Annotated in this window: 16 protein-coding genes and 1 pseudogene; 13 read left to right on the forward strand and 4 right to left on the reverse strand. The window is 67.0% G+C overall.

Annotated features, from left to right (window positions below; genetic code table 11):
- The first annotated feature begins 126 nt into the window (after positions 1 to 126).
- From AAHM41_RS40770 to AAHM41_RS34500, 3 genes are read left to right on the forward strand one after another with little or no spacing between them, the layout of a single operon-like run.
- Positions 127 to 2,013 (forward strand): paraquat-inducible protein A, encoded by a 1,887-nt coding sequence (locus AAHM41_RS40770; RefSeq protein ID WP_446719509.1) that lies wholly within the window; start codon positions 127 to 129, stop codon positions 2,011 to 2,013.
- A 50-nt stretch (positions 2,014 to 2,063) separates the two neighbouring features.
- Positions 2,064 to 2,288: a hypothetical protein gene (locus AAHM41_RS34495; protein ID WP_342241155.1), complete on the forward strand. Its 225-nt coding sequence runs from the start codon at positions 2,064 to 2,066 to the stop codon at positions 2,286 to 2,288.
- A 44-nt stretch (positions 2,289 to 2,332) separates the two neighbouring features.
- Positions 2,333 to 3,457: an HlyD family secretion protein gene (locus tag AAHM41_RS34500; RefSeq protein WP_342241156.1), complete on the forward strand. Its 1,125-nt coding sequence runs from the start codon at positions 2,333 to 2,335 to the stop codon at positions 3,455 to 3,457.
- Here AAHM41_RS34500 and AAHM41_RS34505 read toward each other — a convergent pair.
- Positions 3,445 to 3,891 carry a hypothetical protein gene (locus AAHM41_RS34505; protein ID WP_342241157.1) on the reverse strand — a complete coding sequence of 149 codons (447 nt, stop codon included), beginning with the start codon at positions 3,889 to 3,891 and terminating at the stop codon, positions 3,445 to 3,447. The genes AAHM41_RS34500 and AAHM41_RS34505 overlap by 13 nt on opposite strands.
- A 218-nt stretch (positions 3,892 to 4,109) precedes the next feature.
- On the opposite strand from AAHM41_RS34505, the pseudogene AAHM41_RS34510 reads away from it, so the two are divergent.
- Together AAHM41_RS34510 and AAHM41_RS34515 are read left to right on the forward strand one after the other, a co-directional pair.
- A pseudogene (locus tag AAHM41_RS34510) lies at positions 4,110 to 4,479 on the forward strand (DDE-type integrase/transposase/recombinase); the annotation flags it as partial.
- A gap of 680 nt (positions 4,480 to 5,159) precedes the next feature.
- Entirely contained in the window at positions 5,160 to 5,717 is a 558-nt protein-coding gene (locus AAHM41_RS34515; protein ID WP_342241158.1) for a hypothetical protein, read from the forward strand.
- A 226-nt stretch (positions 5,718 to 5,943) separates the two neighbouring features.
- Here AAHM41_RS34515 and AAHM41_RS34520 read toward each other — a convergent pair whose 3' ends face one another.
- From AAHM41_RS34520 to AAHM41_RS34530, 3 genes are all read right to left on the reverse strand, one after another.
- Complete coding sequence (locus tag AAHM41_RS34520) at positions 5,944 to 6,447, reverse strand: MucR family transcriptional regulator (RefSeq protein WP_342241159.1); 504 nt, start codon at positions 6,445 to 6,447, stop codon at positions 5,944 to 5,946.
- 138 nt (positions 6,448 to 6,585) lie between these two features.
- Positions 6,586 to 6,843 (reverse strand): hypothetical protein, encoded by a 258-nt coding sequence (locus AAHM41_RS34525; RefSeq protein ID WP_342241160.1) that lies wholly within the window; start codon positions 6,841 to 6,843, stop codon positions 6,586 to 6,588.
- Entirely contained in the window at positions 6,813 to 7,472 is a 660-nt protein-coding gene (locus AAHM41_RS34530) for an IS6 family transposase (RefSeq protein ID WP_342241161.1), read from the reverse strand. The genes AAHM41_RS34525 and AAHM41_RS34530 overlap by 31 nt, the downstream gene beginning before the upstream one ends.
- A gap of 5 nt (positions 7,473 to 7,477) precedes the next feature.
- On the opposite strand from AAHM41_RS34530, the gene AAHM41_RS34535 reads away from it, so the two are divergent.
- The 8 genes from AAHM41_RS34535 to AAHM41_RS34570 form a co-directional block, all read left to right on the forward strand.
- The gene (locus AAHM41_RS34535; protein ID WP_342241162.1) at positions 7,478 to 7,642 is read left to right on the forward strand and encodes a hypothetical protein; all 165 of its coding nucleotides are present in this window, start codon (positions 7,478 to 7,480) and stop codon (positions 7,640 to 7,642) included.
- Between the two features lie 32 nt (positions 7,643 to 7,674).
- Positions 7,675 to 8,322, forward strand: a complete 648-nt coding sequence (locus AAHM41_RS34540; RefSeq protein WP_342241163.1) for a GntR family transcriptional regulator — start codon at positions 7,675 to 7,677, stop codon at positions 8,320 to 8,322.
- The gene (locus tag AAHM41_RS34545; protein ID WP_342241164.1) at positions 8,319 to 9,179 is read left to right on the forward strand and encodes an ABC transporter permease; all 861 of its coding nucleotides are present in this window, start codon (positions 8,319 to 8,321) and stop codon (positions 9,177 to 9,179) included. Before AAHM41_RS34540 ends, AAHM41_RS34545 begins: the two co-directional genes overlap by 4 nt.
- Positions 9,176 to 10,012 carry an ABC transporter permease gene (locus AAHM41_RS34550; RefSeq protein ID WP_342241165.1) on the forward strand — a complete coding sequence of 279 codons (837 nt, stop codon included), beginning with the start codon at positions 9,176 to 9,178 and terminating at the stop codon, positions 10,010 to 10,012. The genes AAHM41_RS34545 and AAHM41_RS34550 overlap by 4 nt, the downstream gene beginning before the upstream one ends.
- Before the next feature lie 53 nt (positions 10,013 to 10,065).
- Positions 10,066 to 11,106, forward strand: a complete 1,041-nt coding sequence (locus tag AAHM41_RS34555) for an ABC transporter substrate-binding protein (protein ID WP_342241166.1) — start codon at positions 10,066 to 10,068, stop codon at positions 11,104 to 11,106.
- Between the two features lie 2 nt (positions 11,107 to 11,108).
- Positions 11,109 to 12,218: an ABC transporter ATP-binding protein gene (locus AAHM41_RS34560; protein WP_342241171.1), complete on the forward strand. Its 1,110-nt coding sequence runs from the start codon at positions 11,109 to 11,111 to the stop codon at positions 12,216 to 12,218.
- A gap of 32 nt (positions 12,219 to 12,250) precedes the next feature.
- Positions 12,251 to 12,946, forward strand: coding sequence for an RraA family protein (locus AAHM41_RS34565; protein ID WP_342241167.1), 696 nt, complete (start codon positions 12,251 to 12,253; stop codon positions 12,944 to 12,946).
- Positions 12,939 to 13,551, forward strand: a 613-nt coding sequence (locus AAHM41_RS34570; protein ID WP_342241168.1) for an HpcH/HpaI aldolase family protein, incomplete at its 3' end; no start/stop codon positions are given. The genes AAHM41_RS34565 and AAHM41_RS34570, both read left to right, overlap by 8 nt.

Consider the following 13,551-nt stretch of genomic DNA (forward strand, 5'->3'; position numbering starts at 1 on the left):
CGGCGGATCAGGACGCGATCGGACCGCGGGCTGAGCCTGCGCTCCGAGATCGATGCGCAGATCGCAGATGCCGGTGCCCTCGCCGTCCCCTGGGCCGAAAGAGCATCTCACGGCAGGGAGGATGCCGTGCCGGGCCGGCTGATGGAGTGCCATGAATGCGGGTTTCGGCACGCCGTGCCGGTGCTGCCGGACGGCACCGCGGCACGCTGCGTCCGCTGCGGCGCCACGATTCACAAATTCCGCTCCACCTCGCTCGACCACGCCTTCGCCTATGCCTGCGCCGGGCTGGTGCTGTTCCTGATGGCGAACTTCCTGCCCTTCATCTCGCTGCAGATCTCCGGCCGGACGCAGACCGCCAGCCTGGTCACCGGGGTCTTCTCCCTCTACCAGCAGGGGCTGTGGGAGCTGGCGGGGGTGGTGGCGCTGACCATGTTCGTCGCCCCCGGCCTGCGGCTGGGCACGCTGTTCCTGGTGCTGGGCGGGCTGCGCCTCAGGCGCCCGCCGCGCTGGCTGCCGCGGCTATACCGCTGGGCCGACCTGCTAGGCCCCTGGGCGATGATCGAGGTCTACATGCTCGGCGTCTTCGTCGCCTATGTGAAGCTGATCGACCTCGCCACCGTCGTGGTCGGGCCCGGCCTCTATTCGGTCGGCGGGCTGATGCTGGCGATCATCGCCGCCGGCACGGCCCTCGACACCGAGACGGTGTGGCGGGCGTTCGAGCGCCGCGGCCTGGTGCCGACGCCGCCGCCGGCCGGAGAGCCTGACCCGGACCTGGGCGCTGGTGGTGACCGCGCTCATCCTCTACATCCCGGCCAACCTGCTGCGGGTGATGACCGTGATCTCGCTGGGCAGCGGCGCACCGGACACGATCATGAGCGGGGTGATCGAGCTGGCCGATGCCGGCATGTGGCCGCTGGCGGTGCTGGTGTTCTTCGCCTCCTTCACCGTGCCGGTGCTGAAGCTGGTCGGCTGAATTTGCGCTATGTCAAAAACCTCGCAATCCGTATCGCCTACAGTCCGAGAGGAGCGGACCGACAAGACCCATCGATGGAGGGAAGAATGCGCAGACTCGCCGTCTCCGCCGCTGTTGCGGCCACGCTGATGGCCGCGACACCCGCCCTGGCCCAGCAGGGAACCGGCTTCTATGTCGGCGCCAGCGCCGGCATCAATCTGCTCCAGGACAACAACCTCAACATTGACACCTACGATGTCGGGCCGGCGGGCAACATCTATGGCGGCTATGACTGGGGCAGCCTGCGCGCCGATTTCGAGGCGAGCATCCGGGAGAACAGTCACGACGGCGACAACCACCAGACGACCATCGGCCTGATGGTGAACGGCTATTACGATTTCGAGTTCGGCTCGCCGTTCGTGCCGTATATTGGCGGTGGCGTCGGGCTGGGCATCATCAGCGCCGACTTCCGTGGCAGCGGCGGCAGGTTCTTCCAGTCGACCCAAACGGCATTCGCCTATCAGGGCATCGCCGGCGTCGCGTACAACTTCAGCCCGGCCCTGGCAGCCACTCTCGAATACCGCTACCTCGGCACCACCGGGCCGACCTTCAAGGACAAGGGCGAACGCGCGACTTCGGACAGCAACAACAACCACAGCTTCCTGGCCGGCGTGCGCTACACCTTCGTTCCCCCGCCACCGCCGCCGCCCGAGGTCACGCAGGTCACCCAGGCCCGCAGCTATCTTGTGTTCTTCGACTTCGACAGCTCGAGGCTGACACCGGAGGCCAGGCAGATCGTGGCCTCGGCCGCTACGGACGCGCTTCAGGGCATGACCACGCAGATCAATGTCACCGGGCACACCGATCGTTCGGGTTCGGACCGGTACAACCAGGCCTTGTCCGTCCGGCGTGGTGAGGCCGTGCGCCGCGAACTCGTGGCCGACGGCGTGGCCGACAGCCTGATCACCGTCCGCGGCGTCGGCGAAGCCGACCCCTTGGTGCCGACGGCCGACGGCGTCCGCGAACCGCAGAACCGACGCGTGGAAATCGTCCTGAACTGAGAGGCAGGAAGAGCCCGATCTTCTCCGACGGCTGTGGACCGCATCAGGTCATGAACGGCCGCAGCCAGGATCCGAAAGTAGCCGGATCTGGGGAGGCTGCGGCCGGGGCATGGATGACTTCGCGACCGACACCGCAGTCCGCGAGCCGCCTCCAGCCTTCGGCCATAGTGGTCGTCGGCAAGGTCGTCGGCCTGCTGGCGGCGCTCGCCACCCAGCTCATGATCTCCAGCTTCCGCGATCTCGGCGTGATCGCCGCGGCGACCGCGGCCCACTGAGAAGAGCCGTCGACGCATCCAAGTCCAGCGAGGGAGGCCAGACCATGGCCGACGACAGAGCTTCCTCGCACACCTCGGTTCCGATCAAGCCGGCGCTGGCGCAAGCGCCGTCGAAAAATCCCCTGCGGCGGACAGCGCTCGTCGTCGTCGTGATCGCCGTCCTGCTGTTCGCGCTCTCGGTCGTGATGGAGCGGCTGACGCCCTCCTCCTCGCAGGCTGTCGTTCAAGCCTATGTGGTGCGGATGGCGTCCGAGGTCGCAGGCCGGGTGCTTGAAATCGGCGTCACCGACAATGCCCGGGTGGCTGCCGGGCAGGTGCTGTTCCGCATCGATCCGCAACCCTACGAGATCGCCGTGTCCGAGGCGGAGGCGCACCTCGAACGCATCGGCCAGACCCTCGGCGCCTCGACCCAGGCGGTGGAATCCGCCCAGGCCAAGCTGGTGAGCTCGCAGGCCGACCGCGAGAATGTGCGGGCGCAGGTGGAGCGCGCCAGGACCCTGGTCGAACGCGGCGTCTATGCCCGTGCCAGGCTCGACGAGGCGAATGCGGCGCTCGGCGTCTCGGAAGCCACCGTCACCGGCGCGGAAGCGGATCTCGCCAAGGCACGCGAGGAGCTCGGGCCGCAGGGCAACGACAATCCGCAGTTCAAGGAAGCCCTGGCCGCCCTCGAGCGGGCCCGCCTCGACCTGCTGCACACGACCGTCCTCGCCCCGTCCGACGGCGTCGTCACCAATCTCCAGCTCGGTGTCGGCCAGGTGGTCGGTACCGGCCAGGCGGCGCTGACCTTCATCGACGTCGGCACGATCTGGGTGGCGGCCGCCTACAAGGAGAACAGCCTCGAATATATGGCACCCGGCAACGTCGCGGAGGTGGTGCTGGATTCCCTCCCCGGCACGGTCTTCGCCATGCGCGTCGAGAGCGTCGGCTGGGGCGTTTCCCAGGACAGTGTCGATCCCTCAACCGGTCTGCCGGACATCAGCAACCCGAGCGGCTGGGTGCGCGAGCCGCAGCGTTTTCCCGTGCGGCTTGTCTTCAAGGACCCGCCGCCGCGCGGCATCCGCTACGGCTCGCAGGTCAATGTGGTGATCTACACCGGCAAGAATCCGGCGATGAACGCCGTCGGCCATGTCTGGATCCGGCTGATCTCGGTGCTGACCTACGTCAGTTGAGGCCGCGCAAACCATGCCCCTCCAGTCAGCCCTGCAAGCGAAACGGCAGGACTGATGCCGACGGTCACCGGCATTCCCTGGCAGCTTGGCACCCGCCGCTTCGATCTGCGCGGATCTGATAGGACGCAAGCCAGCAGCCGTCCTTGGTACGCTTCCGCCACCCGCTGCACCTTCAAGAGCGACATCATGTGCTGTGTCTTGACACAGATCACCGGCGGGCCCGCCTCGGCCAGGCCATTGACCAGCCACTGTGAGAGCGGCCCGGCTTCCAGGCCCACGCGGCCGTACTCACCCCCGAGCGACGTCAACAGCACGGCGATCTCGTCCCGTTCCGTGGCCAGCCGATGCTCAGTCACCACGTGGCCGGCTTCGTCGACGACGCACACCGACGTCCTTTTCACTGAAACATCAAGGCCAACAAAATGCACCATCACCGCCCGCTACTTCCTCGATATCCGAGGTCGAGTCCGACCTCCTTTCCATCGTATGTGAAGGGGCTGCGCACTCTCGCCATCACTCCGAGCCGCAGCCACCGCGATACACCATCGTTGGAGCGCGGAGGATCGTGTCCCACCTGGTGGTGTAGGACATGATGGCGCTGCGCGGGCTGATGGAGAAGAGCGCCGACGCAGATGTGCTGCGCGAGATGATCGGGTTCGCGGCGCAGCGGCCGGCGCCGCATCGGCGCTGGCACCTCGACGAGATGTTCGTCCGGATCGGCCGCAAGCCGATGTATCTCTGGCGGGCTGTCGATGCCGAGGGCGAGGTGCCGGTTCAGGCCAGGCGAGACGCGGCTGCAGCCCACAAGCTGATGCGCAAGCTTCTCCGGAAGCAGGGCATCGCCTCTAGCGCAAGCTACAGCGGTTCAAGTCGGCCGCCGCGGCGCAGCGGTTCCTGTCGATGCACGCCGCGACCTACAACACCTTCAACCTCTGCCGTCACCTCACACCGCCCGCACGCACCGCCGCTTTCGCGCGGAGGCGATCGCGGCATGGCGGGATGCGGCCGGCGTCGCGGCCTGAGCCCGGCGGATGCCGGCTTTATCGCGGCCACGCTCGACAACGTGACAAGCGCCCGCATAGCACCCGGTTCGGCGCGGTCTCCTTTTAACAATTTAACGTGACACTTTAAATAAAACGGTGCACCATTGAAGTTCTAGGAAGTGTAAAGTCTTATTTTTGGATTGAATACATGGCATCGCGATTCAGATAAGGCAAACCCCGAATGCACCGAATGCGGCCTAAGCAATTCGGGGTTGACGTTTTACTTGACACTCTTGCCGGGTCATTGCCGCCGATATAAGGCGCGTCACCCTCGTCGCCAATTTTCGACGTGTCGATTGAGGTGCGGCGTCCCGACGCAATTATAGCCGGAGCATCCTATCGGCGCGATGTCGTCCGAGGCTCATTGCCTCGACCTACGCGTCGCAACCGCCCCCTCTCCGCGAATGGTGCGCGCGGCTCGCTGATCTCGCTGGCCAACCATACCGGAACAAGGAAGCAATTGTGAGAAGGTCCATCTGGATCCCCGCTGTCGTCGCTTTCTTGATAGCCGCCGCCGACATGGCGCCGGCTCAAACCCCAGTTTTCAAAACGAACGGCTTCCCGATCGCGCTGCACCAAGCGCAGGTGACGGGACTCGCCTGCATTCAAGAGCAATCAACCGCAGCGACACTTACGGTCGCTCACGAACGGAGGAGGCCATGAAACGGCTCTACATCCTCGCGTCTGTTGCGTTCGCGTTCTCCACCTCCAGCATCGCCGCTGAACTTACGGCGGAGGTTCCCAAGGGAGATGGGGAGTTCACCGCCAAGGCGATTTCTGCTGCACCGGCCGCTATCGGAAAGAATGCGACAATCATTCGTATTGGTGACGGCTTCAAAACTGCTGTCGTGAAAGAGGGAACGAACGGGTGGACTTGCGCCGTCGATACCAACGGGGAACCGTGGTGTGCCGATGCCGCCGGGCTTGAATGGTTCAAGGCGATTTCAACGATGGCGGAGCCCCCCGATAAAACGGGCTTCGTTTACATGTTGGCTGGGGACTTAGGCACTAGTAATCATGATCCCTACGCGACAGACAAGTCGCATTGGGTTCATACGGGTCCGCACGTCATGATTGTCGGCAAGGCGGCGCACGAAATGGCCGCCAACTACCCGGCCAAGCTGGATCCTGATCCTACCCATCCCTACGTTATGTTTCCTGGGACCAAGTACCAGCATCTGATGCTACCCGCCGACATGGCCGGCCACAGTCAATGATATCCTTCACCGCCGCGTCCCGGCCGGTCGCGGCGGATTTCCACTTCTTCGACGACTGCTGGCAGCCCCCATCCACGCGTGGGGCCCTGCTCAGTGGATGCGGCGTCCAACATTGCAGCCGCCCTGCACGCTTTCGTCTGGATTGCGCGCGCCTTGTGACCCTGCGGGCGGCCGCCGGCAAATGAGCGAGCGGCAGCCTCTCGGTGCCGCCGCTCCCTCTTGGGCGCTATGCCTTCGCGGCCGCGGGCTTGCGGGCGCGCGGCGCCCTGGCGGGCTTCGGCGCGGGCGCAATCGGTTGGGCCGGCGCGCTGCCGCGACGGGTGCCGAGACCGATGGTCTTTGCGAGGGTGCTCCGCTGCTGGGCATAGTTGGGCGCCACCATCGGATAGTCGGCCGGCAGCCCCCAGCGCTCGCGGTACTGCTCCGGCGTCATGTTGTAGGCCGTGGCCAGATGCCGCTTCAGCATCTTCAGCTTCCTGCCATCCTCAAGACAGATGACGTAGTCCGGCGTCACAGACTTGCGGATCGGCACCGCCGGCTCCGGACGAGTGATCACGGACTCAGTCGGTTGGCCGAGCTTGTCCAGTGCGCGGTAGACCTGCGCGATCAGTCCCGGCAGGTCCGAGACCGCGACGTTGTTGCTGGCGACATGGGCCGAGACAATTTTCGCGGCCAGACGGCGCGTTTCGTCGGCAGCTGTGGGGGCATAGGGAGAGCCAACTTCGCTCATTAAATCACTCCGATGCTTAGATGGGCTCAATCATAAGGTATGGATTGAATTTCGGCAGCTTGAATATCGTTAATCTGGAAAGTGCGCAACGATCGGTTTCCTTACAGCTCGACTTTGATAGATCTCACCTAATCGTCGCTAGTCCTCCCCAAGCAGCTTGCCGGTGAAGTTGCCCTGCCACAGGCTGGAATGCCGCCGGTAGCCGCGGGCGGTGCGGGCGTCCTTCCAGCGGCCGTGCTGCATGGCGGCCTCCAGCGGCACGCCCTTGCGGTCGGCGGCGGTCATCATGCAGGCGCGCAGGCTGTGCCCGGAAGGGCTTGTCACGTTGTCGAGCGTGGCCGCGATGAGGCCGGCATCCGCCCGGCTCAGGCCGCGACGCCGGCCGCATCCCGCCATGCCGCGAACGCCTCGGCTCGGAAGAGTCGGTGTGTGCGGGCGGTGGTGAGATGACGGCAGAGGTTGAAGGTGTTGTAGGTCGCGGCGTGCATCGACAAGAACCGCTGCGCCGAGACGGCCGATTTGAACCGTTGCAGCTTGCGCTCCCGCCGGCGAACGGGGACATGCGAACTTTCGGCCCGGTTGTTCAGCCGCTTGACCCTGATGTGAACTGCGGCGCCCAGGCCCAGATCATGAAGTGCAGCGGCGTAGGCCGGGCACTTGTCGGTGACCCACTCGTTCGGGGCGATGCCCTGCTTCCGGAGGGGCTTGCGCATCAGCTTGCGGGCTGCAGCCGCGTCCCGCCTGGCCTGAACCAGCACGTCGAGCACCTCACCCTCGGCATCGACGGCACGCCAGAGATACATCTGCTTGCCGCCGATCCGGACGAACATCTCGTCGAGGTGCCAGCGCCGGTGCGGCGCCGGCCGCTGCGCGCGAAGACGCCTCGCGATCATCGGGCCGAACGCGCTGACCCAGCGCCGGATCGTCTCGTACGACACCTCGGTCCCGCGTTCGGCGAGCAGGTCCTCGACGTCGCGGTAGCTCAGCGTGAAGCGGAGGTACATCCAGACGGCGCGTTGGATCACGTCGGATGGAAAGCGATAACCGGCATAGTCAGGTGGGGGGCATGGCCACCGCTATGCCGCTCGCCGGCCCTTCGCAAGGCCGCGAACGTGGCAAGCCCATCGACAGCTTTGGCCTTGACTCCGTCCGGTTTTCCGGAAAATCCTATAAATATATTTTTAAGATCCCTTGAGGATGCAGATGTCTCGATCCCCGGCGCGCCGGATGAGCGATGTGGCGTACGAGAAGCTGCGCCAAGCGATCATCCGCGCCGAATTCGAGCCGGGTGCCCCGATCGAGGAGAAGATCGTGATGGAGCGGCTGGAGATCGGCCGCACCCCGCTGCGCGAGGCACTGCAGCGCCTGTCGCAGGAAGATCTGGTCAAGAACGTGCCTCAGCGTGGCTATTTCGTCTCCACCACCTCGGCCGCCGACCTGTTCCAGCTGATCGAGTTCCGCCTGCACGCCGAAGCGCTGTCTGCTCGGCTGGCGGCGGCCCGGGCCAATGCCGGCCATCTCGCCGAGTTCGGCCGGATCATCGAAGAGGCGGAGGCCGGCGCCGCAGCGGGCAACCAGGACATCTCCTGGAACATCGAGATCGACGAGCGGATGCATCGGCTGATTGCGAATGCTGGCGGTAACAACTACCTCGCCCAGGCGCTCAACCGGCTCTACGCGCTATCGGTTCGCAGCCTGTACCTGTCGCATGTCCCGATCACGCTGATCCGGGACGAGCTGGCAACGATGCGGGCGCTGCGTGACGCCCTGGCAACGCGCGACGCGGATGCGGCCGAGGCGGCGATGCGCCGGCATCTCGACTTCAACGTCGTCAGTCTCGTGTCAGGCGGCCGTTCACTGGGCACCGGCCGATGACCGGAGGCCACCGGCCGCTCCTGGTCACGCTGATGCTGCTGTCGCCGGCGACCGTCCTGATGGTCGCCTTCCTGATCGCGCCGATGCTGATCGTGATCGGCGACAGCCTGTCCGGCCGCGACGCCTATGGCGGGATCGTGCCGGGCTTCAGCCTCGCCAGCTATGCCGAACTGCTGCAGCCGCTCTACATCCCGATCTTCTGGAACTCGCTGCAGCTCGCGGCGCTGAACACGCTGCTCTGCGTCGCGATCGCCTATCCGGTCGCCTGCTTCATCAGCTTCCGGGCCGGGCGTTGGGCCCCGGTCCTGCTGGTGCTGATGCTGGTGCCGTTCTGGATCGACTTCCTGATCCGGATCTCGGCCTGGGTGGTGCTGCTCGGCCGCAACGGGCTGATCAATGCCGGCCTGTCCTGGCTCGGGCTGATCGACGAGCCGCTGCGGATGCTCGGCAGCTACGGCGCGGTCCTGGTCGGGATGGTCTATGCCTTCCTGCCGTCGGCCGTGTTCCCGATCTACGCCGCGCTGAATCCGATCGACCGCACCTGGCTGGAGGCGGCGCGGGACCTCGGCGCCAGCCCGGCCGAAAGCTTCTGGCGCGTCACCTTCCCGCTGTCGCTGCCCGGCGTCATGGCGGCGGTGCTGTTCGTCTTCGTGCCGTCGACGGGCGTCTTCGCCATCCCGGTCCTGCTGGGCGGCGGCAAGAGCATCATCATCGGCAACCTGATCGTCCAGCTGTTCCTGGACTTCCGGAACATCCCGCTCGGCTCGGCCGTCGCCGTGCTGCTGCTGGCCTTCTCCTCGGTCGCGATCCTGCTCTACATGCGGCTGCTGCGGCGGGTGGAGAGCCAGCGGGCATGAGCGACACCACCCCCATTCCGACGGCGCCCAGCCGGCTGGGACGCATTGGGGAGGCCACCCTCGCCCGCTTCACCCCGACGGTCACGATCCTGGCCTATCTCTTCCTGTTCGTGCCGATCGCGGTGCTGATCGTCTATTCCTTCAACGCCTCGCGCTCGACCGTGGTCTGGACCGGCTTTACCCTCGACTGGTACCGCGAGGTGCTGAAGGACCGGTCGCTGCAGCGCGCGCTCTGGGTCAGCGCCGTGGTGGCCGGCGCCTCGGCTCTGCTCGCCACCGCCATCGGCACGCTGACGGCCCTCGTCCTGGCCCGTCGCGCCTTCCGCGGTCGGGACGGCTTCTCGACCCTCGTCCTCGCCCCGCTGGTGCTGCCGGAGATCGTGCTGGCGGTCGGCTTCCTGGTGCTGATGGCGGCGGTGGGCGTCCCGCTCGGCTACTTCACCCTGATCGCCGGGCACACGCTGATCGCGGTGCCCTTCACCACGCTGATCGTCCGCGCCGCCGCCTCGGCGCTCGACCTCCGGCTGGAGGAGGCCGCGGCCGATCTCGGCGCCGACCCGCGCCAGGCCTTCGTCCGGGTCACCCTGCCGCTGCTGCTGCCCGCCATCGTCACCGCCTTCCTGCTGGCGGCGACCCTATCCTTCGACAACTTCGTGATGTCGACCTTCACCTCGGGCGTCGGCACCACGACGCTGCCGCTGCGCATCTACTCGATGCTGAAGACCGGCATCACGCCCGAGATCAACGCTCTCGGGACGCTGCTGGTCGCCGCGAACGTCCTCATCGTCGTCGCGGTGGCGAGCCGGCACCTCAAGCTGCTGCTCCGGAGATAAGCGCCGTCCAAGGCGTGTCCGGTTCCATCAACACCGAGCATTCAGGAGGCTTCATGCAACAGTATCTTCGCCGCCTCGCCCTCGCCGGATTGTCGGCGATCGCCCTGTCCCTGCCGGCCGCCGCCATGGCCGATGAACTGCACATCTACGCCTGGTCGTCCGAGCTGCCGGAGGAGGTGGTGCAGGACTTCGTCAAGGCCACCGGCATCGACGCCACGGTCGACACCTTCGACAGCAACGAATCCCTGATCGCCAAGCTGGAGGCCGGTGCCGCCGGCTACGACATCGTCAACCCGTCGCAATACGCGGTCCAGATCCTGGTCAAGAAGGGGTTGATCGAGCCGCTGGACCATGCCCGGCTGCCCGGCCTGGCCAACCTGGCGGAGGTGTTCCGCTCCGTCTCCTACGACAGCGGCAACGCCTACAGCCTGCCCTATATCTGGGGCACCACCGGCTTTGCCTACAACACCGACTGCGTGACCGAGCCGGTGACCAGCTGGAAGGCGCTGTGGGATCCGAAATACAAGGACCGGATCTACATGCTGGACAACATGCTCGCGGCCTATATCGCCGCGCTGCAGATCAACGGCTACAGCGCCACCTCGACCAGCCCGGACGAGATCGCCAAGGCGACCAAATCCCTGATCGAGCAGAAACCGATCCTCGGCGGCTACAACAGCACCAACTTCGCCGACCTCGTCTCCTCCGGCGAGGCTTGCCTGGTCGAGGCCTGGAGCGGCAACGTGATCCAGGCGATGGCCGACAACCCGAAGGTCCGCTACGTGCTGCCGGACGAGGGCGGGACGATGTGGATCGACGGCTATTCGGTGGCCAAGAACGCGCCGAACCGCGACGCCGCCTACAAGTTCCTGGAGTATCTGCTGCAGCCTGAAGTCGCGGCGAAGGTGACGCAGCTGGTCAAGGTGGCCAACACCAACGCCAAGGCCAAGGCGCTGCTGCCGGCGGAGATCACCGGCAACCCGGCGATCTACCCGCCCGAGGAGCGGCTGAAGAAGGCCGAGTTCATCCTCGACCATGGCGAGGCGATGAAGCTGTACCAGGACGGCTGGACCCAGGTGAAGGCGGCCCAGTGACGATGGAGCCCGCTGTCGAGCTGCGCGGCATCGCCAAGCGCTTCGCCAAGATCGGCACGACGGAGATCAACGCCGTGCGCGACATCGACCTGTCGATCGCACGCGGCGAGTTCTTCACCCTGCTCGGCCCGTCCGGCTGCGGCAAGACCACGACGCTGCGCCTGATCGCGGGGTTCGAGCAGCCGACCGCGGGCGAGCTGCGGATCCGGGGCCGCGCGATGAACGACGTGCCGGCGCATCTGCGGCCGGTCAACACGGTGTTTCAGAGCTACGCCCTGTTTCCGCATCTGACCGTCGAGGACAATGTCGGCTTCGGCCTGGCGGTGAAGCGGGTGCCGCGGCGCGAGCGGGCCGAGCGGGTGCGCGAGGCGCTGGCGCTGGTGCGCATGGAGGGCCGGGCCGGACGCAAGCCGGCGGAGCTGTCCGGCGGCCAGCAGCAGCGGGTGGCGCTGGCCCGGGCCCTGGTCAACCGCCCCGCCGTGCTGCTGCTCGACGAGCCCTTCGGCGCGCTCGACCTGAAGCTGCGCCGCGAGATGCAGATCGAGCTGAAGCAGATGCAGCGGCGGCTCGGCATCACCTTCGTCTTCGTCACCCATGATCAGGAGGAGGCCTTGACCATGTCCGACCGGATCGCGGTGATGCATGACGGGCGGGTGCTGCAGGTCGACGATCCGGTCGGCATCTACGAGCGGCCGGCCTGCCGGTTCAGCGCCGGCTTCATCGGCGAGATGAACTTCCTGTCCGCCACCGTCACCAAGACCGGGCCCGCCGGCATCGCGCTGCAGGCGGGGCATGCCACCATCCGCCTGCCCCGCAACGGGCACGCGCTCGCCCCCGGCCAGCCGGTGATGCTGGCGATCCGGCCCGAGGCCCTAACCTTCGCCGATTTGGCCGACGGCGGCCCGCCGGAGGATCGAGTGCGGATCGAAGGCCGGATCCGCGACGCGATCTACATCGGCACCGACCGGCGCTACGCCGTCGACCTGCCGTCGGGCGAGACGGTGCATGTGCGCCAGCAGAATTCGGCCGCCGCCGGCCCGGCGTCGCCGCCGGTCGGTGCCTCAGCCACTCTCTTCACCCGTGCCGCCGCGATCCGGGTCCTTCTGGACTGACGGCGCCGTTCCCATTACGCAGGAGCCATTGAATGGCCATCCGTTCGTATCGCCTTGGGGCGATGCCGCCGCAGATCCCGGCGCCGATCCTGGATCGCTTCCGCGGGGTGGAGGCGGCGACCGTCGGCCATTACCTGCACGACCGCTTCGCCGACCCGGCGCTGCGGCCCCTGATCGCGGGGCCGCGCATCGCCGGCACCGCCGTGACCGTATCGATCCCCGGGGCGGATTCGACCCTGCTGTACCATGCGATGGACCGGGTGCGGCCGGGCGACGTGGTGGTGATCGACCGGGCGGGCGACCTGCGCCATGCCTGCTGGGGCGGCTTCATGGCCGCCGTGGCGAAGCTGCGCGGTGTTGCCGGCGTGATCGTCGACGGCGTCGTGACCGACCCGGCCGCGATCCGCGAGGCCGGCGTGCCGACCTGGGCGCGCGGGGTCTCGCCGGTCACGACCAAGCTTTTGAATCTCGGCGGCGGCTTCAACATTCCGGTGTCCTGCGGCGGGGTGGCGGTCACCCCGGGCGATGCCGTGCTGGCGGATGATTGCGGCATCCTGGTGCTACCGCCCGACCAAGTGGAGGGCATCAGCGACACCGCCCTGGCCGACCAGGCCGAGGAAGGCGAATGGCTGGCCCGGCTGCGGGACGGGCTGGCGCTGCAGGATCTGGTCGACGTCACCGCCATGCTGGCCGAGCGCGACCGCAAGGACGGGGGCATCCATGGCTGACCTGGATTTCGGCCGTCTGGCCGTCTGGCTGTCGACACCGCACCAGGCGATGCTGGAGATTGCGCACGAAGTAGGCTTCCGCCGCGTGGTGCTGGACGTCGAGCACGGGCTGTTCGACCTCGACACCACCGACAAGCTGGTGGCCCTGGCCCGGGCGCTGGGCATGGAGATCTACGCCAAGGTGCTCGGGCCGGAGGCGATCCCGATCCAGCAGGCGCTCGACATGGGCTGCGACGGCGTGATCATCCCGCATATCGAGGATGCGGTGCATGCCGCGCGGGTGACGGCCGCGGCGAAGTACCCGCCGCTCGGCGGCCGCAGCTTCAGCGGCACCCGGCCGGCCCGCTACGGCGGCGCGCCGCAAAGCTATTACGACGGCGAGAACCGCCGCACCCGCTGCTTCCCGATGGTCGAATCCGCCGCGGCGCTGGCCGACATCGAGGCGATCCTGGCGCTGCCGACGGTCGACGGCGTGTTCATGGGGCCGAGCGACCTGTCGCTCAGCCGCGGCCGCGGCGCCTATCGCAACGGCCCGGAGGACCAGGCCGATCTGCGACGCGTCGCCGCCGCCGCGGCGGCGGGCGGCCCCCCCGGGGTCAAGGCGG

The organism is Inquilinus sp. OTU3971 (assembly GCF_038440215.1).

Excerpts from the sequence above, each read along its gene's own strand:
- AAHM41_RS34495 (WP_342241155.1), top strand. The coding sequence starts at position 2,064 with ATGAACGGCCGCAGCCAGGATCCGAAAGTAGCCGGATCTGGGGAGGCT.
- AAHM41_RS34500 (WP_342241156.1), top strand. The coding sequence starts at position 2,333 with ATGGCCGACGACAGAGCTTCCTCGCACACCTCGGTTCCGATCAAGCCG.
- AAHM41_RS34515 (WP_342241158.1), top strand. The coding sequence starts at position 5,160 with ATGAAACGGCTCTACATCCTCGCGTCTGTTGCGTTCGCGTTCTCCACC.
- AAHM41_RS34520 (WP_342241159.1), bottom strand. The coding sequence starts at position 6,447 with ATGAGCGAAGTTGGCTCTCCCTATGCCCCCACAGCTGCCGACGAAACG.
- AAHM41_RS34525 (WP_342241160.1), bottom strand. The coding sequence starts at position 6,843 with ATGGCGGGATGCGGCCGGCGTCGCGGCCTGAGCCGGGCGGATGCCGGC.
- AAHM41_RS34535 (WP_342241162.1), top strand. The coding sequence starts at position 7,478 with ATGGAAAGCGATAACCGGCATAGTCAGGTGGGGGGCATGGCCACCGCT.
- AAHM41_RS34540 (WP_342241163.1), top strand. The coding sequence starts at position 7,675 with ATGAGCGATGTGGCGTACGAGAAGCTGCGCCAAGCGATCATCCGCGCC.
- AAHM41_RS34545 (WP_342241164.1), top strand. The coding sequence starts at position 8,319 with ATGACCGGAGGCCACCGGCCGCTCCTGGTCACGCTGATGCTGCTGTCG.
- AAHM41_RS34550 (WP_342241165.1), top strand. The coding sequence starts at position 9,176 with ATGAGCGACACCACCCCCATTCCGACGGCGCCCAGCCGGCTGGGACGC.
- AAHM41_RS34555 (WP_342241166.1), top strand. The coding sequence starts at position 10,066 with ATGCAACAGTATCTTCGCCGCCTCGCCCTCGCCGGATTGTCGGCGATC.
- AAHM41_RS34560 (WP_342241171.1), top strand. The coding sequence starts at position 11,109 with ATGGAGCCCGCTGTCGAGCTGCGCGGCATCGCCAAGCGCTTCGCCAAG.
- AAHM41_RS34565 (WP_342241167.1), top strand. The coding sequence starts at position 12,251 with ATGGCCATCCGTTCGTATCGCCTTGGGGCGATGCCGCCGCAGATCCCG.